26 protein-coding genes are annotated in these 24,021 nt (G+C 50.3%); 23 read left to right on the forward strand and 3 right to left on the reverse strand.

All coding sequences use genetic code 11. The annotated features are described in order from the left end of the window. The first annotated feature begins 71 nt into the window (after positions 1–71). From O59_RS16520 to O59_RS21530, 3 genes are all read left to right on the forward strand, one after another. Positions 72–632, forward strand: a complete 561-nt coding sequence (locus O59_RS16520; RefSeq protein WP_007644655.1) for a TIGR00645 family protein — start codon at positions 72–74, stop codon at positions 630–632. Between the two features lie 85 nt (positions 633–717). Then, positions 718–1,128: a DUF1294 domain-containing protein gene (locus O59_RS16525; protein ID WP_007644656.1), complete on the forward strand. Its 411-nt coding sequence runs from the start codon at positions 718–720 to the stop codon at positions 1,126–1,128. Between the two features lie 46 nt (positions 1,129–1,174). Continuing rightward, positions 1,175–1,351, forward strand: coding sequence for a PLDc N-terminal domain-containing protein (locus O59_RS21530; protein ID WP_007644662.1), 177 nt, complete (start codon positions 1,175–1,177; stop codon positions 1,349–1,351). A gap of 52 nt (positions 1,352–1,403) precedes the next feature. Here the strand turns inward: O59_RS21530 and O59_RS16530 are convergent, their stop codons facing one another. Further along, a complete protein-coding gene (locus O59_RS16530) occupies positions 1,404–2,405 on the reverse strand; it encodes an adenosine kinase (RefSeq protein ID WP_007644667.1) in 1,002 nt (333 codons plus the stop codon). A gap of 227 nt (positions 2,406–2,632) precedes the next feature. On the opposite strand from O59_RS16530, the gene mrcB reads away from it, so the two are divergent. From mrcB to O59_RS16570, 8 genes are all read left to right on the forward strand, one after another. After that, the gene (mrcB, locus tag O59_RS16535; protein ID WP_007644669.1) at positions 2,633–4,981 is read left to right on the forward strand and encodes a penicillin-binding protein 1B; all 2,349 of its coding nucleotides are present in this window, start codon (positions 2,633–2,635) and stop codon (positions 4,979–4,981) included. 194 nt (positions 4,982–5,175) lie between these two features. After that, positions 5,176–5,937, forward strand: coding sequence for a DUF6249 domain-containing protein (locus O59_RS16540; RefSeq protein WP_040393207.1), 762 nt, complete (start codon positions 5,176–5,178; stop codon positions 5,935–5,937). Positions 5,938–5,943: 6 nt separating this feature from the next. Further along, positions 5,944–6,492 (forward strand): RNA polymerase sigma factor, encoded by a 549-nt coding sequence (locus O59_RS16545; protein WP_007644673.1) that lies wholly within the window; start codon positions 5,944–5,946, stop codon positions 6,490–6,492. A 17-nt stretch (positions 6,493–6,509) separates the two neighbouring features. Further along, the gene (locus O59_RS16550; protein WP_007644674.1) at positions 6,510–6,869 is read left to right on the forward strand and encodes a hypothetical protein; all 360 of its coding nucleotides are present in this window, start codon (positions 6,510–6,512) and stop codon (positions 6,867–6,869) included. A gap of 196 nt (positions 6,870–7,065) precedes the next feature. Beyond that, positions 7,066–8,676: a methyl-accepting chemotaxis protein gene (locus O59_RS16555; protein ID WP_007644676.1), complete on the forward strand. Its 1,611-nt coding sequence runs from the start codon at positions 7,066–7,068 to the stop codon at positions 8,674–8,676. Between the two features lie 61 nt (positions 8,677–8,737). Next, entirely contained in the window at positions 8,738–9,916 is a 1,179-nt protein-coding gene (locus tag O59_RS16560; protein WP_007644677.1) for a porin, read from the forward strand. Positions 9,917–9,928: 12 nt separating this feature from the next. Beyond that, positions 9,929–10,354, forward strand: a complete 426-nt coding sequence (locus O59_RS16565; protein WP_007644678.1) for a hypothetical protein — start codon at positions 9,929–9,931, stop codon at positions 10,352–10,354. 173 nt (positions 10,355–10,527) lie between these two features. Further along, positions 10,528–12,117: an ABC-F family ATPase gene (locus O59_RS16570; protein WP_007644679.1), complete on the forward strand. Its 1,590-nt coding sequence runs from the start codon at positions 10,528–10,530 to the stop codon at positions 12,115–12,117. 87 nt (positions 12,118–12,204) lie between these two features. Here O59_RS16570 and O59_RS16575 read toward each other — a convergent pair whose 3' ends face one another. Then, positions 12,205–13,032 carry a hypothetical protein gene (locus O59_RS16575; protein WP_007644680.1) on the reverse strand — a complete coding sequence of 276 codons (828 nt, stop codon included), beginning with the start codon at positions 13,030–13,032 and terminating at the stop codon, positions 12,205–12,207. 263 nt (positions 13,033–13,295) lie between these two features. After that, positions 13,296–13,640 (reverse strand): zinc ribbon domain-containing protein YjdM, encoded by a 345-nt coding sequence (locus tag O59_RS16580; protein WP_007644682.1) that lies wholly within the window; start codon positions 13,638–13,640, stop codon positions 13,296–13,298. A 185-nt stretch (positions 13,641–13,825) separates the two neighbouring features. Between O59_RS16580 and O59_RS21145 the strand changes: the two genes are divergently transcribed. The 12 genes from O59_RS21145 (at position 13,826) to O59_RS16640 (ending at position 24,018) form a co-directional block, all read left to right on the forward strand. Then, positions 13,826–14,614 (forward strand): thermostable hemolysin, encoded by a 789-nt coding sequence (locus tag O59_RS21145; protein WP_007644683.1) that lies wholly within the window; start codon positions 13,826–13,828, stop codon positions 14,612–14,614. After that, the gene (locus O59_RS16590) at positions 14,604–16,187 is read left to right on the forward strand and encodes an AMP-binding protein (protein WP_007644684.1); all 1,584 of its coding nucleotides are present in this window, start codon (positions 14,604–14,606) and stop codon (positions 16,185–16,187) included. Before O59_RS21145 ends, O59_RS16590 begins: the two co-directional genes overlap by 11 nt. After that, positions 16,174–16,845 (forward strand): TenA family transcriptional regulator, encoded by a 672-nt coding sequence (locus O59_RS16595; protein ID WP_007644685.1) that lies wholly within the window; start codon positions 16,174–16,176, stop codon positions 16,843–16,845. Before O59_RS16590 ends, O59_RS16595 begins: the two co-directional genes overlap by 14 nt. A 15-nt stretch (positions 16,846–16,860) precedes the next feature. Beyond that, positions 16,861–17,727 (forward strand): SDR family oxidoreductase, encoded by an 867-nt coding sequence (locus tag O59_RS16600; RefSeq protein ID WP_007644686.1) that lies wholly within the window; start codon positions 16,861–16,863, stop codon positions 17,725–17,727. 10 nt (positions 17,728–17,737) lie between these two features. Further along, on the forward strand, positions 17,738–18,409 hold the full coding sequence (locus O59_RS16605; protein ID WP_198284821.1) for a tetratricopeptide repeat protein: 672 nt from the start codon (positions 17,738–17,740) through the stop codon (positions 18,407–18,409). Between the two features lie 37 nt (positions 18,410–18,446). Continuing rightward, positions 18,447–19,106, forward strand: a complete 660-nt coding sequence (locus O59_RS16610) for a response regulator (RefSeq protein ID WP_007644688.1) — start codon at positions 18,447–18,449, stop codon at positions 19,104–19,106. Further along, on the forward strand, positions 19,103–20,515 hold the full coding sequence (locus O59_RS16615; protein ID WP_007644689.1) for a HAMP domain-containing sensor histidine kinase: 1,413 nt from the start codon (positions 19,103–19,105) through the stop codon (positions 20,513–20,515). Before O59_RS16610 ends, O59_RS16615 begins: the two co-directional genes overlap by 4 nt. 145 nt (positions 20,516–20,660) lie before the next feature. Then, positions 20,661–20,972 carry a cupredoxin domain-containing protein gene (locus O59_RS16620; protein WP_007644690.1) on the forward strand — a complete coding sequence of 104 codons (312 nt, stop codon included), beginning with the start codon at positions 20,661–20,663 and terminating at the stop codon, positions 20,970–20,972. Position 20,973: 1 nt separating this feature from the next. Then, positions 20,974–21,789 carry an FTR1 family protein gene (locus O59_RS16625; RefSeq protein ID WP_007644691.1) on the forward strand — a complete coding sequence of 272 codons (816 nt, stop codon included), beginning with the start codon at positions 20,974–20,976 and terminating at the stop codon, positions 21,787–21,789. After that, positions 21,782–22,507, forward strand: coding sequence for a hypothetical protein (locus O59_RS16630; RefSeq protein ID WP_007644692.1), 726 nt, complete (start codon positions 21,782–21,784; stop codon positions 22,505–22,507). The genes O59_RS16625 and O59_RS16630 overlap by 8 nt, the downstream gene beginning before the upstream one ends. Before the next feature lie 130 nt (positions 22,508–22,637). Next, positions 22,638–23,456, forward strand: coding sequence for a DUF4198 domain-containing protein (locus O59_RS16635; protein WP_007644693.1), 819 nt, complete (start codon positions 22,638–22,640; stop codon positions 23,454–23,456). Positions 23,457–23,493: 37 nt separating this feature from the next. Beyond that, positions 23,494–24,018, forward strand: coding sequence for an EF-hand domain-containing protein (locus tag O59_RS16640; protein ID WP_007644694.1), 525 nt, complete (start codon positions 23,494–23,496; stop codon positions 24,016–24,018). Positions 24,019–24,021: the final 3 nt, after the last annotated feature.

Genomic DNA, 24,021 nt, shown 5'->3' on the forward strand with positions numbered 1-24,021 from the left:
ATATTGGCGCTAACAAATTTTTCTCGCATTTTTTATTCAACTTTCTATCTATCGACCTTAAAGGTGTAACAATGAACGACGTTCCTCCCGTATACAAAACCGGTTTTTTTCCTGCCCTCATTTTTGGTTCGCGTTGGTTGCAGCTACCCCTGTATCTGGGTTTGATTATCGCCCAATGCGCCTACGTATTTTTGTTTCTGAAAGAGCTGGCGCATTTGGTGATGGATATTAACTCACTCAACGAACAAGCCATTATGTTGATTGTTTTGGGCTTGATCGATGTGGTGATGATTTCTAACCTGTTGGTGATGGTAATTGTGGGGGGGTATGAAACGTTTGTGTCGCGCCTGCGTTTGGATGGGCACCCGGATCAACCCGAGTGGTTAAGTCACGTTAATGCCACGGTATTAAAAGTAAAGTTGGCTATGGCGATTATCGGCATCTCCTCCATCCACTTGTTAAAAACCTTTATTGAGGCTGGCAACATTGGTATGCCCGATGCGAAATTTACTGAAGAAGGTGTGATGTGGCAGACCATTATTCACATGGCATTTATTGCTTCAGCAATTGGTATTGCTTACACCGATTTGTTGATGCAGCGTGTGAGCTCTGCCAATAAAAATGGACATTAATTAACGGTTCGCGTGGGCGGTGAAAGCTGCCCACGGTTACTGGCAATGAGTTGCCTGCTTTTCCTTCCTCAAACCTTGTGCCTCTATGATCGCCAAATCCACTCGGCATAAGTCCGCAAAAAAGTCTATTCCCTGGGCGCTTTGTATTGTATTGGCTGCTCTGCCTGTTGCAGGTGTAACTGACCTGTTGCTCCGCCACAAAACGGTGGTGCCACTGTTAGTGATAGTATCTGTCAGTCTGCTCGCTTATTACTTTTACTGGACCGACAAACGCCGCGCGCAGCGCAATGAATGGCGTGTTCCCGAAGCGAGTTTACATTTGTGTGCATTGGTGGGTGGTTGGCCTGGTGCGTTTGTGGCACAGCAACAATTTCGCCACAAAACCAAAAAAATATCCTTTTTGTCGCTATTTTGGTTGATAGTGCTGTCTCACCAGGTGTTATGGTTTGATTGGTTGTTTATGGACGGCAAGTGGCTGGTATCATTGTTTAGTTAAGTGCTGTCAGCGTTTCGCGATAAATTCACGCAATAGGAGTTGGGTTATGAACGTTGAAGTCGGTGGGTTATTAGGTCTTGTTTTGTTGATTTGTGTTGTTTACGCCATTGTAAAAACAACACAAAGCAGTGCAAGCACGGGAAATAAAGTGATCTGGATTGTGGTGTTATTGTTGTTGCCACTGCTCGGGTTTATTTTGTGGTTTTTGTTTGGTCCAAAATAATCTGAAGAATAGGATGGGCATTGCTTTGGCTCTGCCCATCCTGCAATGTCCCTTAGTTAAAAAAACCTTCTTTTAATTCTGCATATTGCTCTGGTTTCAAGCGCGGGCCAAATTGTGACACCACTTTGGCGGCGGCAATATTGGCAAACTCTGCTGCGGTTTTAAAATCTTTGCCCTGGTTGATGGCATACAAAAACGCACCGGCAAACATATCGCCAGCGCCGTTGGTATCTACTGGTGTCGCGGCAGCGCCCGCAACCTGAATCAATTCATTGCCATCAAAAACCAGCGCACCGTCTGCACCGCAGGTAATCGCAAATTGTTTGCAATATTTTTTCAGCCCAATACAAGCTTCTTCAAGCGAGTGTGTTTTGGTAAAGCCGATGGCTTCGTCGCGGTTGCAGAAAATTAAATCCACACCCTCGCCAATCATTTCCACCAAACCGTCGTAAAAAAATTGCACCATTGCCGGGTCAGACAAACTCAATGCCGTTTTGGTGTGGTTGGCTTCGGCCTGTTTGCGCAATTCAATCGCCGCCGCGCGACCAGTGGTGGAACTCACCAAATAGCCTTCAATGTAAACGTAGTGGGATTCTGCAACTGCACCCACATCCAGTTCATTCACCGAGAGTGTTTCGCTAATACCGAGAAAGGTATTCATGGTGCGCTCGGCATCGGGGGTAATCATCACCAAGCATTTGCCAGTAATACCGGCTGGCGGTGTGATGTGTGCCGGGGTTGCCACACCGGCGGCCTGAATATCGTCCAGATAGAACGCGCCGTTTTCATCATTGGCGACTTTGCACGAATAAAAATTATTACAGCCAAAATAACTGGCGGCGATGATGGTATTGGCCGCCGAGCCACCGCTGGCGCGATGTGATGCAACCAAGTGATCGCTCAAATAATCCATAAGTGTGTTTTGGCGCGCTTCATCTACCAGCGTCATCACTCCTTTGGCAACGGCCATACGTGTGAGGTCAGCATCGGTGAGGGTAATTTCGGTATCGACCAGTGCCGCGCCTATGCCGTAGATGTGATAGTGCTTGTTCATACGCAGTTAACCTTTTGCGGGAGAATATTGCGGGAGAAAGTAGCCCTGAGCGCCACAGTGGGCCGCATTATGCAAAATTCGCCTTGGTCGATAAAGCACAACCGCTCGCTGTGCAGCACTTTGCATTATTGCTCCTCGCAATCACTGGGTGTGGCGGGTAAACTTGCGCCCACTCTTTGCTGCTACTGCAAACACCATTCTGCCTTTATCACCATTAAGATTTCTCCATGACCAAACGTCGCACTAATAACCGTCGCACCAAATCCACCCCTCGCGCACCACGCACTGGCTGGGCGCTGGTACGCATCTGGATTCTTTACGCCACGCTGCTGTTGGTAGCGTTGTTGGGCATTTGGACGCTGTATTTGGATTCGGTGGTGCGCGCAAAATTTGAAGGTAAAAAATGGTCACTGCCGGCGCGTGTTTATGCGCGGCCGCTGGAGTTGTACGTTGGCCAGTCACTGACCCCTGCACTGTTTGAACAGGAGCTGCGCGCGCTGGGTTATCGCTTTGAAGGCAGTATTAATGCGCCGGGGCAGGTGGTGAAAAAAGTCAGCGCGACTAGCAGCGAAGTGACTTATCACATTCACAGTCGCGGTTTTGATTTCTGGGATAAAAAAGAGCCGGCGCATAAATTTATGTTGCGCGTCGCCAATGGCAGTGTGCAGGGTTTGATTGATTTGGCGGGCGCAGATTTGCCGCTGGTACGGTTGGAGCCGGAAGAAATTGGCGGTTTTTATCCCGCCGATAAAGAGGATCGCTTGTTGGTGCGTCTGGCAGATTTGCCGCCGCTGCTCGGCGAAACCTTGTTGGCCGTGGAGGACAAACATTTTCTCGACCACCACGGTGTATCACCCTTGGCGATTTTGCGCGCGGCCTGGGTAAATGCATCGAGCGGTGGTGTAGTGCAGGGCGGCAGTACCATCACCCAGCAGTTGGTGAAAAACTTCTACCTCACCAATGAGCAGAGTTTGCTGCGGCGTAAAATTCCCGAAGCGATTATGGCGGTCTTGCTGGAAGTGCATTACAGCAAATCCGAAATTCTGGAGACCTACATCAACGAAGTGTTTTTAGGTCAGAGCGGCGCGCGTTCGATTAACGGTTTTGCCCTGGGGGCGCAGCATTATTTCCGCCAACCGTTGCGTGAGTTGGAGGTTCATGAACTCGCACTCTTGGTGGGCTTGGTGAAAGGTGCCTCCTATTACAACCCCTGGCGCAACCCCGAGCGCGCCAAAGCGCGGCGCAATGTGGTGCTGGGTGTAATGAAAGAGGAGGGGCTGATTGACGAGCAGCAACTCAAGCGCGCGCAGGCAGCACCATTAGGCATAGTCGCCGAAGGGGAATCGCGCAGCACCACCTATCCGGCGTTTATGGAGTTGGTGAAACGTCAATTGAATGAGGATTACAACGAGGCGGATTTGCGCAGCGAAGGTTTGCGTATTTTTACCAGCTTATCGCCGATGGTGCAGCGTCAAGCCGAGCGCGCTATGACGACCCGTCTGCCGGACTTGGAAAAACGCTTCAACACCAAGGGCGTACAGGCCAGCATGGTGGTGACCTCGGTGGGCGGCGGCGAGATTCTGGCGCTCCTGGGGGATCGCGATCCGCGCTTTACCGGGTTTAACCGCGCGCTGGACGCCAAACGCCAAATCGGTTCCCTGATGAAACCCTTTGTGTTTCTCGCGGCGCTGGAGCAACCGCACAAATACAATTTGGCCACGACAGTCAGTGATGCACCGGTGAGTTACAAATCCGGTGGCAAGTGGTGGGCGCCCCAAAATGCCGACAAAAAAGATCACGGCGATATCCCCTTTTATAAAGCGCTGGCATTTTCCTACAACCAGGCAACCGCCCGTTTGGGCATGACGCTGGGGCTGGATACGGTTGCGGATGTGGTAAAGCGCGCAGGTTATGAAGGTAAGGTGCCCGCGCTGCCCGCCATGTTGCTGGGCTCGATTGAAATGTCGCCGCTGGAAGTGGCCGGTATATACCACACCCTGGCGGCTGATGGCGTCTATACCCCGCTCAATGCGATTCGCGAAGTATTGGCGGCCGACGGCAAGCCATTAAAACGTTACCCATTGGAATTGGAGCAGCGTTTTGCTGCCGAGACCAGTTTCCAATTGCAATACGCTATGCAGCGCACCATGCGCGAGGGCACCGGGCGCAGCGCCTACAACCAGTTGCCTGCTAGCCTTGAAGTGGCAGGTAAAACCGGTACTACCAACGATCAGCGCGACAGCTGGTTTGCCGGTTACAGTGGCGAGCATCTGGCGGTAGTCTGGCTGGGGCGCGATGATAATAGTGCAACCCCGCTCAGTGGTACGGGCGGCGCCCTGCAAGTGTGGGCTGAGTTTATGAAGCAGCTGCCCAGCCAGAGCCTGCCGCAAGAACCGCCACCCGGCGTCAGTTTCGATTGGTTGGATGGCGCCACCGGCAAGCTCAGTGCGGAAGGTTGTATTGGTGCCCTGTGGTTGCCGCTGCGGGATGACGCCCGCCCGCAGCAATCGGCGGATTGCTTGCTACCTAACAGCAATAATCCGGTGAAAAACTTCTGGCAGCGGCTGGTCAACTAAGCCGCTGTTATTCAATTATTTAACAATGAGTTGAATAGACAGATCAATAAAGAGCAGCCTAAAGGGTTCCCCCCAAACCGCGCTCCAAAAATAAATCACTCAGGTGAATCCGACGCTCGCTAGACTGTGTCTTAGTTGGTGAGTTGGGGGCAATAATCACCATCCTGCCCGGATTTTTCCTGAGAGGTTTTCCCATGACATTACTTCCACGCTTCTCCCGTCACCTATTGGGTGCACTTGGTCTGGCGCTTGTCGGCTGTTTGCCGTTGGCGCACGCCATTTCAGCCCAGGCTGCGGAATTGGAAGGCACCCCGGTGCCGATTGAATCGGCCGACACTGGTGCCGCAGATGCAATTGCACCTGCCTCAAGCGCCGGTGCGCCAGATGCACAACCTGCCCCCATCGCCGCACCTGCGCCGATTGCATCTCCTGCTCACGAACCTCCAGATCACCATCGTCACGGCGATTGGGAGCGCGAATTTGAAATGGGCCTCAAACATGCCTTTGGTGAAGGTCATGATGACGAAGCAAATTACAAAGGCGCGTTTGAGCTGGCAATGTTGATCCCGATTCTGGCGGTGATTTTTATTTTCGGCGGGCCGATTTTCCTGGTCGCCTTATTGATTGTGCAGCGTTATCGCGCCAGAGCGGTGCGTCAGCAGAGCATCAATTCCAATATCGACAAGTTGCTCGCCGCCGGGCGCGATATTCCGGTGGAGTTGCTGCGCGGCGACGAACCTAAGGGTGCCGACGACAATAGCAATCGCAGCAAGGGCATCCGCAATATTTGCCTCGGTGCTGGCTGGGCGATTTTCCTGACTATCCTCGCCGGTATTGATATAGGCGCAATTGGTTTTATCTGGATTGCGCTGGGCATATCCCAAGTGCTGATTTGGTACCTCAACCAGCCCAAAGCCGGGCAGCCGCTTGCACCACAGGTTGAGCAGCAGGACTAAGCGGCAATGTCCCTTTCCGATCAGGAATTAATTGCGCGGGTGGTAAGCCGCCGGGACCAGCATGCCTTTGCGCAGCTGGTCCTGCGCTACCAGTCGGCACTGCGTATTTGGGCGCGGCGCTTGTGCAACGGCGATACCCACCTCGCCGATGACTTGGCGCAAGAGACCTTTATGAAGGCCTATGCTGCGCTCGGTGCGTTCCGCGCGGAAGCCAAGTTCTCCACTTGGCTGTATCGCATCGCCTTTAATATCGCGGCCAACCGCTGGCGCGCCAAAAAAATTGAATGGTGTGAACTCGACGGGAACGAAGAGATCGAAGCAGAACAGTGCAGTGTTAAACAGTTTCATGCCCAAAGAGACGTGGAGGCAGCCATGCAAACCTTGAGCGCCGGGCAGCAATTGGCACTGCGCCTCTGTTACGAAGACGGCTTTTCCCACGAGGAGGCGGCGAGTATCATGGGTGTTCCACTCGGTACGGTAAAAACCCACATAGCGCGCGGCAAAACCAAACTGCAAACCCTGCTGGCATCCTGGCAGGATGCGCTGCCGCACTAACCAGCCACGTGAGGTTGATGATGAATGACAATGACATGATAAATAGCAATAGCCTGCAGGCGGATCGTTTTGATGATTTTCTGCGTCAGCAATTGCGCGCCGATTATATTGACGACAATGGTTTTACTGCGCAGTTAATGGCGGCGCTGCCCGTGCAGAAAACACTTAACCCCTGGTTGGAAAAAACCATTATCGCGTTGCCTGTTGCCTTGATTGCGTTTCTGGTGCTCCGCCATCTTCCCTGGCGCGACTTGGTTCAGCCGGTTTACGCCTGGTTTTTATTGTTGGATGTGAGCAGCCTTATCACGCTTGCGCTGGCGGTATTTATCGCGCTGGTAGTTGCACCTGTCGCCTGGTTGTTGAATAGCGACGCCTGAATTTAATGCCTGTGTATATATCTGATTTTAAAAATGCCTAATCGCCATTAGTGATTAGGCATTTTTTTTAAAGCATTAAACACACTAAAAAATAAATTAGTTTGGCTCCCTTCCCGATATGTGGCGGCGTTTTTTTGCGCATTGTCTGGGCTGCTGCTATACCCAAAAGCAATTACTGTGTTCTGAGGTAGCACCGATGCTTCGCTTGACCATTGCCAAAAAGCTGATGCTCTTAGTCAGTATCGCGCTGCTTGGGTTTGTTGTTAGTCAGGTTTATTCCATGTGGGTTGAGCGCGCCAATAGCAGCCGTTTGGCGGATGTAGAACAACGTATTTATCCCACACTTGAATTAACCACTATTAATCTCGGTTCGCTGTTGCTGATGGAACAACAAATTAATAGTTCGGTAACCACCGGTGATGCGCAGGTGTTGCAAGAAACTGCGGCGCACTATGAAGAAATCCGTAAAAATCTTGCGCAATTATCCAGCCTTAGCAGTGACCTTTCCGCGCAGGTGAAGGGGATTGATGCGCAATTGGAAGCCTGGTACACCACCGCAACACGTATCGCACAAAGTTTTATCAATAACACCGTGGATTTTGAAAAAGTAGGTGTGGAGGCCGCCGCCAACGCCGAGCGTTTGCAAAAGCTGCGCGACTCACTGGCCACCATGAAAAGTGAAACGGCCAAACGCTTCAATGAATCCATTAGCGAAACAGTTTCCGCTTCACAAAACGCTGCGCATATCGCACTGCTGATTGCAATTTGCGCGGTGATTGCGTTGGTAATTATCAGTTTGTTTATCAGCCGTTCAATCACGTCCAGCATCAATGAAGTGACCGTGTCGTTAAAAGAAATGTCATCAGGCGAGGGCGATTTAACCAAGCGTATCCATTACGCCGGGCACGATGAAATTTTGTATTTGGTGAAATATTTCAATGCATTTGTAGAAAAGCTACACGGTGCATTTGGCAATGTCAGTAACGATGTGGGTGCGCTCGCGCAAGTCGCTTCGCGGCTCACCAATTCCAGCAGCCAAAATTTAGTGCGCATTAATGATCAGGCTGGCGCGATTGCGGCGATGCGCTCCTCGATTGACGATCTCTTACAAACCGTCAATGAAATTGCCGAGTTTGCAGGCAATGCGTCAGCGCAAGCGCAGGATGCCAGCTCGGCGGCAGCGCGCGGCAAAGAAACCCTGGCGACCAACGTGGCGACTATTAGCACCTTGGCAGAGGAGGTGCGCAGTGCAGCAAATGTGGTGAATCGCTTTGAAGAGTTTTCGGCTGATGTGGGGAAATTATTAAATACGATTCAAAACGTTGCCGATCAAACCAATTTGCTCGCACTCAATGCGGCGATTGAAGCGGCGCGCGCTGGCGAGCACGGGCGCGGCTTTGCGGTAGTGGCCGATGAAGTGCGCGGGCTGGCGGTGCGCACACGCCAGGCGACCGAAGAAATTCATAAAGTGATTGGCGAGCTGCGTGCAGTATCGGCCAGTGCAGTGACTGCCATGCAGGGCAGTGTGGTGCGCGCTAATCGCGGTGTGGAGGCAACCACTGCCTCGGGGGAAGTGTTGAATTCTATTTTAAATAATGTGGACATTATCAGCAGCATCAACGAAAAAATTGCCGCCGCGACTCAGGAGCAAACAGTTACCTTTGCGCAGGTTTCCGAGCATGTGAATGGTATTTATCACAATACCCAACTGGTCACTACCAGCACTAATGAGCTGGATGAAGTGAGCCGCGATATAGATCACATCAGCCATGAACTGCATAAGGTTGCCAGTCAATTTCGCGTTTAACCGATTAGTTTTTCAAGGAACCGGGGCACAGGAAGTGCTTAACATCAGGAGTGGACAATCAATGAGAAAACACAGCTCGGCTCGTAAAAAAAATACACTCGCGCTCGCCATATTATTCGCAGCGGCAGTGCCTTTCAGTCAGGCGGCGGAACTTAATTTTTCCGGCTTTTTATCCGTGGGCGGCGGTATGGTCGATGACGACTTTGACTCTGGCGGCAATTACGGTCGCTACGAGGAAGACCTCACCTTCGATCGCAGCTTGCTGGGGTTGCAAGTTACGGGGCAAGTCAATGAAAAAGTGTCAGCCACAGCGCAATTAATCGCGCGCAAAAATGACAGCTACGAAGTGAATGCGGAGTGGGCCTATTTAACTTGGCAGGCAACCGACAGTATTAAACTCCGCGCCGGCCGGTTGCGCACCCCATTTTATATTTACTCCGATTTTCTTGACGTAGGTTACAGCTATGGGTGGATAACACCGCCGCAAGAAGTGTATTACTTACCGTTCAATAATGTGGATGGCATCGACCTCTATGCCACCCAAACACTGGGAATTTTTGATACCAGCGTGCAAGTGTATTTTGGCAGTTTTGATGACGAATTTAATTTTGATGGTGTAACCAGCGATGCCCAAACCCGCAATCAAATGGGGATCGCGGCAACGTTGGGTAAAGATTGGTGGAATTTGCGCGCGGCGTACCACGAAGCGGATTTAAGTGTGGATGTGACCGGTGCGGCCCTGATGCCTGGCTTAACCTTGGGGCAGTTTATCGGCAGCATTCCTGCGTCCTTCAGTTTTGTCGGCCCGCGCATATTAGTGGAGGAGGAAAAGGCCACCTTTGCGCAAATTGGTTTCACTATCGACACCGGGCGTTTTGTGGCAGCAGCAGAGCATGTGGAGTTTGAGCCGGAAAATTCCATGCTCGCCAAAAACATTCGCGAGTATGTGATGGTGGGAGTGCGCACGGGCGACTGGTTATTCCATGTAACGGCCGCACAATCCAAAGACGAAGCGGTGAATTTAGTGGAGGGAATTCCTGTTGCACAACAAACGGCACAATTGATTGGCACACTCAATGCGATTGCCGCTGCGCAAGCGGATGAGCGCGATGTAATTTCATTGGGAACTCGTTGGGATATCGCCTCGGGTGTTGCACTTAAATTACAGATTGACGATGTAGACGATAAGGTGCGTGGCGACCAAAAAGTCTATTCCGTTGCTGTGCAAACCGTATTCTAGGGGGCGATCAACATGAAAAAATGGTTAGGTTCTCTTATCGCGGTTGCGGCCTTGTCACTGCCTGCACTTTGTGTGGCAGAAGTCGCGGTTATCGTTCACCCCTCATCAGCTATTGCCAGCATGTCGGAAGATGAGATTGCCCGCCTGTTTCTGGGTAAAACCAAAAGTTTTCCCGGTGGTGCGCAAGCCGTGCCCATTAACCAGAACGAAGGTTCAGCGGTGCGGGAAAAATTCAATGAGACGGTCTGTAAAAAAAATGCCAGTCAATACAAAGCCTATTGGTCGCAGTTGGTATTTACCGGCAAGGGCACTCCGCCCAAAGACGGTGGTGATGATGCCGGGGTAAAAGCCTTGGTAGCCGCCAATACCAACATGATTGGTTATGTGGATGCCAGCGTGGTGGATGCCTCAGTAAAAGTGGTGTTCAAAGTGCCCTAAACGCCTCAATTCAACTATTCCCGCTACAGAGCCCGCAACCTGCGGGCTTTTTTTATCCACTAATTTCGTCACTAAATCCCTGTTGCTGTCCCAACTAGGCTAAAATGCGCGCCTTTTTTACCCACTTATCCCTAGTTACTCCTATTTAGTCGCACAGTCGCAGAGAAATTACCTTGATCTCCACCGCCAATATCACCATGCAATTTGGTGCCAAACCGCTTTTTGAAAATGTTTCGGTCAAATTTAACAACAGCAACCGCTATGGCCTGATCGGCGCCAATGGCTGCGGTAAATCCACCTTTATGAAAATTTTGGGTGGCGACTTGGACCCCTCCGGTGGTCAAGTGATGCTGGAACCCAACGTGCGTTTGGGTAAATTGAAACAGGATCAATTCGCCTATGAGGAATTCTCGGTGGTGGATACGGTGATCATGGGCCACACCGAACTCTGGGCGGTAAAAGCTGAACGTGACCGCATTTACGCCCTGCCGGAAATGAGTGAAGACGACGGCATGCGCGTGGCGGAATTGGAGGTGGCTTTTGCCGAAATGGACGGTTACACAGCCGAGTCCCGCGCCGGTGAATTGCTGCTCGGCCTGGATATTCCTATCGAACAACATTTTGGCCCCATGAGCGCGGTGGCACCAGGCTGGAAACTGCGGGTGTTATTGGCGCAAGCATTGTTTGCTGATCCCGATGTGCTCTTGCTCGATGAGCCGACCAACAACCTCGATATCAATACCATTCGCTGGTTGGAAGGCATGCTCACCCAGCGCAATAGCACCATTATTATCATTTCGCACGACCGTCACTTTTTGAACTCGGTGTGCACCCACATGGCGGACTTAGACTACGGCGAGCTGCGGGTATACCCCGGTAACTACGACGACTACATGATGGCGTCCACCCAGGCGCGCGAAAAGTTGTTGAACGAAAACGCCAAGAAAAAAGCACAAATAGCCGAGCTGCAAACCTTTGTGAGCCGCTTCTCGGCCAACGCCTCAAAAGCCAAACAGGCCACCTCGCGCGCCAAACAAATCGACAAGATCCAGTTGGACGACATCAAACCCTCCAGCCGGGTCAGCCCCTACATCAAATTTACCCAAAACAAAAAGTTGCACCGTCAGGCGGTGACCTTGGAAGCGGTGAGCAAAGCTTACGACCGCCCGCTGTTTACCGATTTGAGTTTGCAAGTGGAAGCCGGTGAGCGCATCGCGATTATCGGCCCCAACGGCGCCGGTAAAACCACCTTGCTGCGCTGTTTGTATGGCGATTTACAACCCGACGCGGGCACGGTGAAGTGGGCTGAACAAGCCGAGATTGGTTATTTTGCACAGGATCACGCCGCCGATTTTTCTTACGACACCAACCTGTTCGACTGGATGAAGCAGTGGACCAAAGGTGACGAGCAATTAGTGCGCGGCGCACTCGGCCGCATGTTGTTCTCCAACGACGACGTGAAGAAAAACGTCAAAGTATTATCCGGTGGTGAAAAAGGCCGCATGCTGTTTGGCAAGCTCAGCCTGGTGAACCCCAACGTCTTGTTGATGGACGAACCCACCAACCACCTGGATATGGAATCCATCGAGGCATTAAACCTCGCACTGGAAAACTACCCCGGCACCCTGATTTTTGTCAGCCATGACCGCGAATTTGTATCCTCACTTGCGACCCGTATTATCGATATGCAACCGAGCGGCCTGATCGATTTCCACGGCAACTACGAGGATTACCTGCGCAGTCAGGGCATTTACACAATGTAAACGCCCTTCAGCTCAGCCATAAAAAAATCCCGCATTCATCACTGGATGCGGGATTTTTTTGGTTCTTATAAACGGTTTGAAAAGCGATTAAGGCTGGGGTGGATAAGCCTGATTCAACACGTCCATCAGGTTTGCAGAAGGTGCCACCATTTGCCCTCCGTGGGGATCCTGAAAGCCGATCTCCAGCATCCAGCTACTAGGATCAGTATTTTCAGTTCCGAGAATATTCAGGCTAATCGCGGTGAAAAAATCGCGGTCCGGGCCATAGGTCGGTGCAGGTAAATACACGGTTTTTTGACCTTTTCCATACCAGTTGATATCCAGGATAAATCCTTCCGGAGCAAAAGCCGGGGCAGAATTTTGCGGTGCAACACCCAAACGGCTTTTTAAGGTTAGGGTTAGATTTTTACCATTAACCTTGGTAGTCACTGTGTCGGCTATTTTATTGGGGGTAATGTCAGTCAGGGTGCCGTGAACCATAAACAAATGGTTGCTCCACTCATCCTGCATTGGTGTGCCGATAAAAGAAGACTTGTCGGAGACAAAACCGGAAATGTGCATGGGGTTGTTTGGTTCGAATGGGGTAGGCTCAAGCTGCAGTTTGACTTCGCGGTACACCCAGGCATTGGGCACATAAGCTTCAAAGCGACCCCATTCCCCCGTTGAAAACTGGGTTGCTGAAATTCCTTTGAGGTTGGCAAAACGCAGGTCAACCCGAGTTACCTCCGGTGGTTGGCCCATGTTTTTTTCCACGGTAATAATGGCCGAAGTGGCATTATTGAAGTTCATATTGGGGAATTGAATACTGCCATTGCCTGAGTGGATGTCGGTCAGTTCGTATTTTAAAGTCACTGCCTGGGAGAGGCTCGCCGCCGACAGTAAAAGTGCTCCAAGAGAAAAACCAAGTGCTTTCATTGGGTAGTTGTCCTTTATCAAATTTGTGTATCCAGAATGTGAATGCCCGTGCTGCGTTAGTAACCCGGTGCGAGCGGAAAACTATCAAATAAAGACAACTACTCCAAGATCAAAATGTGTATTCAGTGAAGTTGTGGGATTTTTTGTGATTGGACTAAAGCAGGGTATTTCAAAAAAGCGTACCGCCGCGCGTGCAAGTAAGCCCGCAACATACGCGGGCTTTATTTATCTTCATTTTTCCAGTGGTTAGGCTTTCTTCACGCCTACGCCTTTTTTACGAAGGCCGATTTCAACATCATTGCGCCAATGCCGTCGATTTTGCAGTCGATGTCGTGATCACCCTCCACCAGGCGATTAATTTTTACCTTGGTGCCGACTTTTACCACCGACGACGACCCTTTGATTTTCAAATCCTTAATGACGGTCACGTAATCGCCATCGTGCAGTTGATTGCCATTGGCATCGCGCACGATCAAGGTTTCTTCAGCTACGCCCGCTGCTACCGCCTCTTTCGACCACTCGTGCGCGCACTCCGGGCAAATTAACAGGCCGCCATCCTCATAGGTGTATTCGGAATTGCATTTGGGGCAGGGGGGGAGCTGGCTCATAAATGGGTCTCGTTGGGTGATCGCTAACAGAAATAGAATTTAACAGGGCGCGGATTATAACCTGCAGCGCAGTGCCGCCCCATTATTCGATTTGATCCAAATTGGATTTTCTTAATTTTCCCTTAAGTTTCCTTCCCTAGTCTGCACCCTAAGAACTTCCGGTTTCCAACCTTCAGGGTGCAGTAATGAAAGACATGACTCTTGGTCTGCCAATAAATAGCGATAGCTTGGTTGAACACAGCACCAGTCAGTGGCATATGCCGCGCTTGCCGCAAATCAGAATTCCCCGCTTTGGTATACAAACCCTTGCTTCGCCTGAGCGTGCAGCGGTGGAGGCTTATATTCATGCGCGTTTTTCGGCAGTACATGGCGCCGAGGTTACTCACTTCCTGCCCAATCTCATCAGCCTGCGTTGTGGTGGTGAATATTCGGCGGCGGTGGGCTTGGCACCGGCAAGCAATGGCAAGTTGTTTGCGGAGCAGTATTTGGCGGCGCCTATCGAGCAGGTGATTAGCCATAAACTCGGCGTGCCGGTAGCGCGCGAGCAAATCGTGGAGGTTGGCAACCTGGTTTCCACCTGGAAGGGCAGCAGTTTGTTGCTGTTTATTGTGATTGGTGAGGTACTGGAGCGTTTGGGTTATCACTATGTATTGTTTACCGGCACCCGCGAAGTAAAAGCGCTACTCGCGCGTTTGCGCTATTCGCCCATGGTATTGGCCGATGCGGATCCGAGTGTGTTGCCCGATGGTGGCGCCAGTTGGGGCACTTACTACAATAATCAGCCGCAAGTGATGTTTGGTGATAATCGCCCGGCGATGATGGCCGCGCGCAAAAACCCGATGTACCGCGCGACCGTTGCCGCCATCAGTCGTCCGATTGAAAAACTTTGCACACAGTTTCTATTAGCAAATGAAAGTTGTGCGACGAAAAGTTCAATCGAGCTGAGCACTTCACTGGAGCAGAATGATGAATAAAATTCTCGCCGCGATTTATCATTATGCTGGCGCCACTCCAGAAAAAATTGCCTTAACCGGCCACAATGTTCAACTGACTTATGCGCAGCTAGCGACGCAAATTAATCAGTTGGCAGATTGGTTGGTCGCGCAAAATATTGGTCGCGCCGGTTTGTGGGGCGAAAATTCCATTGAGTGGATTGTGGCTGACCTTGCCGCCTGGCAAGCGAATATCACCCTGGTGCCGCTACCGCGCTTTTTTTCGGCGACACAACTGCAGCATGTAATAACCGATGCGCAATTATCCGGCTTGCTGGTGTGTGGTGATATAACACCGGTAGCTGAAGTGAACGACAGAAGACATTCACCACTCGCCAATATCTTTCTCGATAGTTTGGCCTCCCAACATTCTCTGAAAAATGGATATAGCACCACTGCCATTGCAGATATTGCCAAAATTACCTTTACCTCTGGTACTACCGGCTCACCCAAAGGTGTATGTCTTTCAACTGCCGCATTGGAGAATGTCACCCTTGCCTTGGCAGAGCGTATTTATGCAGCGCCCGATGCAGATAAAAAATTAAATTGTCATTTGAATTTATTACCGCTTAGCACCTTGTTAGAAAATATTGCCGGTGTGTATGTGCCACTGTATTTGGGTAAGCGAATTATTGCGGTGCCCGGTGTGCAGCTAGGGCTTACGGGCAGCTCACAGCTATCGCTGCCAACACTGCTGCAAAAACTCCACGAATATGAGCCCAGTAGTTTGATTTTGTTACCGCAAATCCTGCAGGGTTTGGTTGCTGCCAGCCTACAGGGTTTTAGCTTGCCAGACTCGCTACACTTTGTGGCGGTGGGCGGCGCAAAAACCTCGGCGAGTTTAATTGCCCAGGCGCGCGCTCGCAGTATTCCGGTGTATGAAGGTTACGGCCTCTCTGAATGTGCGTCGGTGGTAAGTTTAAATTCTCCGCTGGAAAATAAAATTGGCAGTGTGGGGAAACCGCTCAGCCATGTGCAAGTGCGTATTGAAAACGGTGTAATTTTTACTCGTGGCAATGGGTTTAGTGGTTATCTCAATAGCCAGCATGAAAATAATGAATGGGTTAATACTGGTGATTTAGGTTATCTCGACAGTGATGGATTTTTATTTATCACCGGGCGCGAAAAAAATTGTTTGATCAGCAGTTTCGGGCGCAATATTTCTCCCGAGTGGATTGAAGCTGAGCTGACTCTGAGCCCTGCGATTACACAAGTGATGGTGGTGGGTGATGCCCAACCATTTTGCAGCGCGATTATTATGCCTACACCTACCAGCTCTACCGATCAATTGTTCGCCGAGATCGCGCGCATTAATCAAACCTTACCTGATTATGCACAGGTGAAAAAATTCATTATTGCTCGCGAAGCTTTTACTCCCGTTAATCAGCTGTTAACCGACAACGGACGTTTGCGTCGCACGGCGATTCAGGCTGTTTATGCCGAACTGATTGATACGGTTTATTCCACTGCCTCTGAGCTTTCTTCCTCTCAGCTCTCTACCTCTTACCCCTCTACAAGCAGCACTACTGCAGGAGCAATCCATGAACTTTTTTGATCGGTTACAAGCAGAAACGGCGGTTGAGCGTAATTATTTATTGAGTGCGCCCATTATCCAGCGCTGTATTGGTTTGGGGCAATTTAGCCTGCAGGAATATATCGCCTTCCTGACCGAGGCTTACCATCACGTGAAGCATACAGTGCCTTTATTGATGGCGGTGGGTAGTCGCTTGCCTGCTGAAAAAGAAAATTATCGTGAAGCGATTGCTGAATATATTGAAGAAGAATTGGGGCATCAGGAATGGATTTTAAATGACCTTGCTGCCTGCGGTGTGGATAAAGATACGGTGCGCCATGGTTGCCCCAAGGCAGCCACTGAATTAATGGTGGCCTACGCCTACGACACGGTAATGCGCAATAACCCCATGGCATTTTTTGGCATGGTGCTGGTGTTGGAAGGCACCAGTATTAATTTGGCGACGCAAGCGGCGGATATTATCCAGCAACACTTGGGCTTGCCGAATAAAGCGTTTTCGTATTTGCGCTCACACGGCAGTTTGGATTTGGAGCACATGGTGTTTTTTGAAAAGTTAATGAATGGCTTGACTGAGCAAAAAGATAGGGACGATATAGTCCACGCCGCAAAAATGTTTTTCACTCTATACGGCAATATTTTTCGCTCTATTGAGCAAAAACCGTTGGCGCAAGCCGCCTAATGGGGAGTGCAGATTATGACTATGCGCGGAAAAATTGTGTTGCTCACCGGTGCTACGGGTGGCATTGGTCAGGCTATTGCGCGTCGTCTCTCCCATCAAGGGGCGATACTAATTTTAGTTGGCCGCTCGGCGCCCACACTCAATGCTTTAGCGAGGGAATTAGACTTACAAAAGAATAAAGGTTTTACGCTGGTGGCAGATATTGCAACCCATGCCGGGCGGGAAAGTATTCGCACTGCATTAATTGCTTTGCCACAGCCGGTAGATATCTTAATTAATTGTGCGGGCATTAGTTTGTTTGGGCTTTTGCCCAACAACGAGCCGGAGCAAATTGAAGCTGTTATTAATACCAATGTCACTGCCACTATTTTAGTGACGCGTTTGGTGCTGCCGTTTTTGCACAAGCACAGTGGGCGTATTCTCACCATAGGTTCCAGTTTTGGTGGTCTGGGCTACCCTGGTTTTGCGGTTTATTGTGCAAGTAAATTTGCATTGCGTGGTTTTAGTGAAGCGCTGCGGCGCGAGTTGAGCGATGGTGCAGTGCAAGTGGCTTACCTCGCTCCGCGCGCGACTAATACCACCATTAACAATGCAGCAGTGTGTGCGCTGAATGGCGAGTTGGGCAATGCGCAAGATGAACCTGAATTGGTTGCTTCGGTGGTGGAAAAAATGTTGTCTTCAACACGAATGCGCGATCGCAATATTGGTTGGCCGGAGCGATTATTTTTGCGTATCAACAGTATTTTTCCGCGCCTTATTGATGGTGCGCTGCGCAAACAATTACCGGTTATTCGCCGTTATGCACAATCCTCATCTGCATCGGAGGCATCATCTGCTCCTCCTGCAGAATCTAATGCAACTACTTCAACCCGTTTATCCTAAAGGTGCGATTATGAAAACTCATTTTATACACAACACAATCTTGAAAAGCGTCACGCTGGGATTCATGGCATTTTTAACCATGAGTGGTTTGGCAATGAACACTTATGCCGATGAAGCCGGTGATATACAACAATTGCAAACCCGCTGGGCCGAGATCAAATATTCCACCCCCGAGGCGCAGCAAGAAAAAGCCTTTGCCGCACTGGTGAGTGAGGCACAACAATTAACCGCCGCCAATAAATCGGCGCCTTATTTGATATGGGAAGGCATTATTCGCTCCACCTACGCTGGAGCAAAAGGCGGTTTGGGCGCGCTGGATCAAGTCAAGCAGGCTAAAAAATTATTTGAACAGGCCATTAAATTGCAGCCGGATGCCATGCAGGGTTCCGCCTATACCAGCCTTGGTTCACTCTACTATCAAGTGCCCGGTTGGCCGGTGGGTTTTGGCGATAGTAAAAAAGCCAAAGAAATGCTGCTGAAAGGCTTGAGCTATAATCCGGATGGCATAGACTCAAATTACTTTTACGGCGATTACCTGTTGGAAGAGAAACAATATCAACAGGCAATTGCAGCGTTTGAAAAAGCACTGCAAGCCGCGCCGCGCCCCGGTCGCGAATCTGCCGATGCCGGGCGCAAAGGTGAAATTACAGCGGCCATGGCAAAGGCTAAAAAACATTTATGATCGGGTTCCCCACCGAATTACGTTAACGGAATGCTGAATGCAAATATTGCTGGTAGAGGATGACAGTTTGCTCGCCGACGGCATTGTCAGTGCATTAAAACGCGCTGGCTTTGCCGTTAATTGGTTGGACAATGGCAAAGCGGCGTGCACCCAGGTAGTTGCTGAGCCGCCGGATATTTTGCTGCTGGATTTGGGCCTACCCGATATGGACGGGCTGGAGGTATTAAAACGGGTGCGACAAAAGAAATTGCACACCCAGGTATTAATTCTCACCGCGCGCGATACCACCACCGACAAAGTTGCAGGGCTGGATTCCGGCGCCGACGATTACCTCACTAAACCCTTTGCGCTCGATGAATTGCTCGCACGTTTGCGGGTACTGGAGCGGCGTTTGGGCACAGCCTCTTCCTCTGTGATTACCATTGCCTCTGTCGCGGTTAATACTGCGCAGCATGAAGCGAGTGTGGATGGGGTGCCGCTCAGTTTATCGCGCCGCGAATACATGCTGTTAAAAGCGCTGATGGAAAGCGCCGGTGTAATTCAAACCCGCGAGGGATTGGAAGCAAAATTGTATTCCTGGGGCGATGAAGTGGCGAGTAACGCGATTGAAGTGCACATTCATAATTTGCGTAAAAAATTACCTGCCGATTTTATTCGCACCATTCGCGGTATTGGTTACATGGTGCCCAAGCCGTGAAATCCATTCGCCGTTTTTTGGTCATTGTGTTGGTGGCGATAGTGACACTGGCAAATTTTGCGGCGGCGGTACGCGGTTATCTCGGCAGTATGGATGAAGCGGAACGTTTATTTAATCAACGTTTATTACAACAGGTAGATTTATTAAATTATGCCTTGCCATTGCATGCGGTAGCGCGCAGTACAGATGGCGTCATTGAATTTCCGGCGCGTGCCAGCGATGTTGAGTCCTCATTGGAATTTCAATGGGTCAGTAATAATGGAACATTATTGGCGCGCTCGGCTGCCATGCCAGATACAGTTCTGGTATCGCTGGAGGAGGGCTTTCGCTATTTTAATTTTAATAATTACCGCTGGCATTTATTAGTCACCGCCAGTAGCGACAAACAAAGTTGGTACATTGTGGCCGAACGCGATGATCAGCGTTATCGCCTGGCAGAATCCATGATTTTGCAAGCGGTTTACCCCATGGTGTTGGCGCTGCCATTAATTGCGTTAATTATTTGGTGGGTGGCCGGTGTGGGGTTGCGCCCCGTTGCCAAGCTCGCGCGGGAATTGCGTCAGCGCGAAGCGACAGATTTACATCCGCTTGAACAGCGCGATATGCCGGTAGAATTATTACAGCTGGCACAATCGGCCAATGAATTGTTGCGCCGCCTGGATGCTTCCTTTGCGCGTGAAAAACGTTTCTCTGGCGATGCAGCCCATGAATTACGTACACCGCTCGCCGCACTCAAAATTCACTGCGAAAATTTAGCCAGGGAATTGCATCCCGCACCGGAATCGGTGGTGAAATTACAGTTGGGTATTGAGCGCATGAGTTATCTGGTCGAGCAAATATTACTGCTCAACCGCACTGCGCCAGATCATTTTATGGGGCGCTTTGAGCCGGTGAATTTAACTTTGTTGGCAAAACAAACGGTGGTGGATTGCAGTGCAGCGCTCGCGCAAAAAAATCACCAGATTGAATTTAATGGCGATGAATGCTGGGTGCTGGGCGATCGTGCAGCACTGGCATCACTGCTCAATAATTTACTTGGCAATGCCATTAAATACACCCCGGTGGGCGGATTGATCGTGGTGAACAGTTGGCTGCGCGGCAAGGATGTGGTGTTGGAGGTGATGGATAACGGCCCCGGTATTCCTGCTGCACAACAGGCGCGGGTATTTGATCGTTTTTATCGGGTGGGTGGGGATCGCCACAATTCACAAACGCCCGGTTGCGGTTTGGGCTTGTCAATTGTGCAGCAGGTGGTGGAGTTGCATAATGCACAGATTGCGCTCACTCAATCGCGTTTTGATCAGGGCCTGTTAGCCATAGTGACCTTTGCGGCAATTTCTGCACCGGTAACGATTAAAAAAATTGAGCATGGCGCTAGTAGAGATAATCACAATGAAAAAAATAACTAAGAAGCGTTTAGTTAAAAAAGTTTTAGCCCATTCGTCATTCCTGCGAAAGCAGGAATCCACGACTTTGATTGTTATGGATACCCGCGTTCGCGGGTATGACGGGAAGTATATTTTTCAGCGCGTGTCTAAATTTTTAGTCTTCTCGATGGGCTTTATACTGTTATTGCTAAGCAGTTTTTTGCAGGCAGAAGTGCCGACCTTCACGATTGAGATTCGCGGCCATTTATTTTATCCCTCGCAATTGGTGGTGCCCGCCAATACCAAAATTAAATTACTGGTCATCAATCAGGATCCAACACCCGAAGAGTTTGAAAGTTACGAACTCAATCGTGAAAAAGTGATTATGGGTGGTGCCAAAGCGACGATTTTTATCGGCCCGCTCAAGCCGGGTGATTATCCTTTTTTTGGTGAGTTCAATCCCAAAACCGCGCAGGGTGTGATTCGGGTGGAGCAGTAATATGGTCGATGCCGTGTTGTTAGTATTGCGCGAAGTTTTAGAGGCGGCGCTGATGTTCAGCCTGTTGCTCGCACTCAGTCGGCAATATGAATTGCGGCTGGTGTGGAGTTTGTGGGCGTTGCTGATAGGTGTGCTGGGTTCATGGTTTCTTGCACACAATGCCTATGCGATTGCCGACGCGCTGGAGGGTACTGGGCAGGAAATACTTAACGCCGGTTTATATGCTGTGGTAGCACTCAGTTTTATTTTGCTTGCGCTAATGTTGATGCCGCAGTTGTACAAACAAGCAACGTTGCAGCGCTTAAGCCTGTCGCTATTATTTGTGATTATTGTGAGTTGTTCGCTAATGCGTGAAGGCTCTGAAGTCTGGATTTATTTATCCAGTTTTACCCATAAGCCCGATGCACTCACCTCCGCGTTAATCGGCGCGATCATCGGTACGGGAATTGGTTTGAGTTTGGGTGCTATCACCTATTACCTGTTAGTGTTTATGCGTCGCCAATTTTTTCTGCCCACCTTTTTAGTCATTGCTACCTTATTGGCTGGTGGTTTATCCATGCAAATTGCCAAGCAATTATTGCAAATTGGTTTGCTGGATTCAGCGGAGCCACTGTGGGACAGCAGTTTTATTGTGGCCGAACAAAGTTGGTTGGGGGAGCTGTTGTATGCACTGCTGGGTTACGACGCTCAGCCCACACCGATTCAAATTATTTTTTATGGCGCCGCGATTGCCCCGATTTTATTGGCAGGATTGTTTTTGGTAGTGCAGGCAGTGGTGGGTGGTGTATGGCGCAAGCGAGATCAAAACCATGATTAAAACAATTATTAAAAAAAGGATTAAACATTCCCTGCTGGGTAGTGCTGTCTGTGCGGCGCTTTTTTTTATCGCACCTGTTTATGCCGATATCACCCGTGTTTACCAGCCCTACGTTGAACAGGGCGAACGCGAGCTGGAGTACGGCGCGACCCTGCGCGACCTGGGCGGCGAGAATATTTTGTTAAATCGCGTGGGCGTGGGTTATGCGTGGAACGATAAAATTTTTACCGAAGTTTATTTGCTCAGCGAATCCATCGGCCACGACGGTGAAGAAATTCGCGGTTATGAAGCGGAATTAAAATGGCAAATCACCGAGCAGGGCGAGTACTGGGCGGATTGGGGGCTTTTGGTGGAGGCGGGTGGTGCGCGGGATATTGATCGCCGCGAACTGGCGGTGGGTTTACTTTGGGCTAAAGAATTGGGCAGCCGCTGGGTGGCCACGGCCAACGCTATAGTCGAATACGAATATGGCGCAGATATCGAAGAGGAAGCGGAAACCGCACTGCGTGCCCAATTTCGTTATCGCTATTCCGCCGCACTGGAACCCGCCGTGGAAATTTACCTGGATGATCAGGATTGGGCCGCCGGTCCGGCGCTAATGGGCATCCAGAAATTGGGTGGTCGCAAGCAGCTGCGCTGGGAGCTGGGCCTGATGTTTGGTCTGGATGCAGAAACACCGGACACCAGCCTGCGCTTTGGGCTTGAGTTCGAGTTCTAGTATCCCGGTTGATTTAACTTATCAAACAAGAATTATTATCATTTGTATTGATAATGGTTCTCATCTTTGCGTATGATTGGCTCCCTAATTCATTGTCCCTGGCAGCAGCTGGGTCTTACAGGAGCCATCGATGAAAGCTTTATCAGGTTTTACCCTGCTCGCGTTTTCCCTTTCTTTTATGTTCGTTCTCGGTTTTTGTTCGGCGGTATATGCCCACACACCGTTCATCGCCCCCACCGCCTTTGAACCTGCGTACAAGGGTTGGATCAGCCTGGATGCGGGGTTTGCTGAAACCTTTTTCCATTCCGATGTCGCCTTTGATAAAGGCAATTTTCAGGTGCTAACACCCGCTGGTGTTTGGGTGGCTCCGGCGCGGGTGGAGCAATTTACCAGTCGCAGTGTGCTGGAATATCAAGCGCAGGAGGAGGGCACCTACCGCTTCACCACCGGCACACGTTTGGGGGCGGTATTTCGCATGTATGAACTCAATGGTGAACGCAAACACACCCGCGACCCCAAAGAAGTTTTGCCCAAAGGGCACAAGCTGCTCGATCACTATCAATCTGTCACCCTCGCGGAAACCTATGTGACTTTAAAAGCTCCGGACACTAGCGCGCTGAAACCCTATAACAAAGGTTTGGAGTTGGTACCCATCACTCACCCCAATGATTTATATGCGGGTGAGACGTTTGAATTTTCGGTATTGCTGGATGGCAAACCGCTGGTGAATCAGCCTGTCAGTATTTTTAGCGCGCAGGATTCCGCTCAACAGCAACAAGCTGCACACACCGCCACTACAGATCACAGCGGCAAGGCCAGTGTTGAACTCAATAACGCCGGTATTTATTTGCTGCACCTGCGCAAAAGTGCACCCGCACCCAAGGGAGCTGAGGCGCCTAATTACGGTTACATCTACACCCTGAGTTTTGCCGTGCAACCGGCGCTGTAATTTTTCCAACATTTATATTGATGACGAGAAAATTTTTATGATGGCTAAAAAATATTTTGTACTGCCACTGGCATTGTTGCTATTAACCGCCTGCCAATCGGCGCCTAAACCAGAATCTACATCAGAATCTAACCCGGAACTTAAGGCAGCAGCTAAAAAAGCGCACAGTGCTACCCCGCATCAGCGCAGTCACGGCGCGAGTGCCGGGCATCGCCAGAGTTTTATCAAGGATTACGATCAAAACGGCGACGGCGTTTTAACTCGTGCCGAATTTGATCAGGCGCGCGCGGCACATTTACGTGCTATGGATAGCAATCAGGATCAGCGCATTGATGAAGTCGAGTATGTGCAGGAGTTTGTCGCGCGTATGACTGAGGAACAAAAAGAGCATAGAACCAAACAACTCAAACAAGCCCATGTGCGGTTTGGGGTGTTGGATAAGGACAAGGATGGAGATCTTACGGTGAAGGAATTTGCTGTCTCAGGAACACGGATGTTCGCCGGCTGGGATTTAAATAAGGATGGTGTCATCAACGAGCAAGATCCATTGCCCACACCGTAAATA

Origin of the sequence: Cellvibrio sp. BR, from assembly GCF_000263355.1 — a bacterium.
Classification (GTDB): Bacteria; Pseudomonadota; Gammaproteobacteria; order Pseudomonadales; family Cellvibrionaceae; genus Cellvibrio.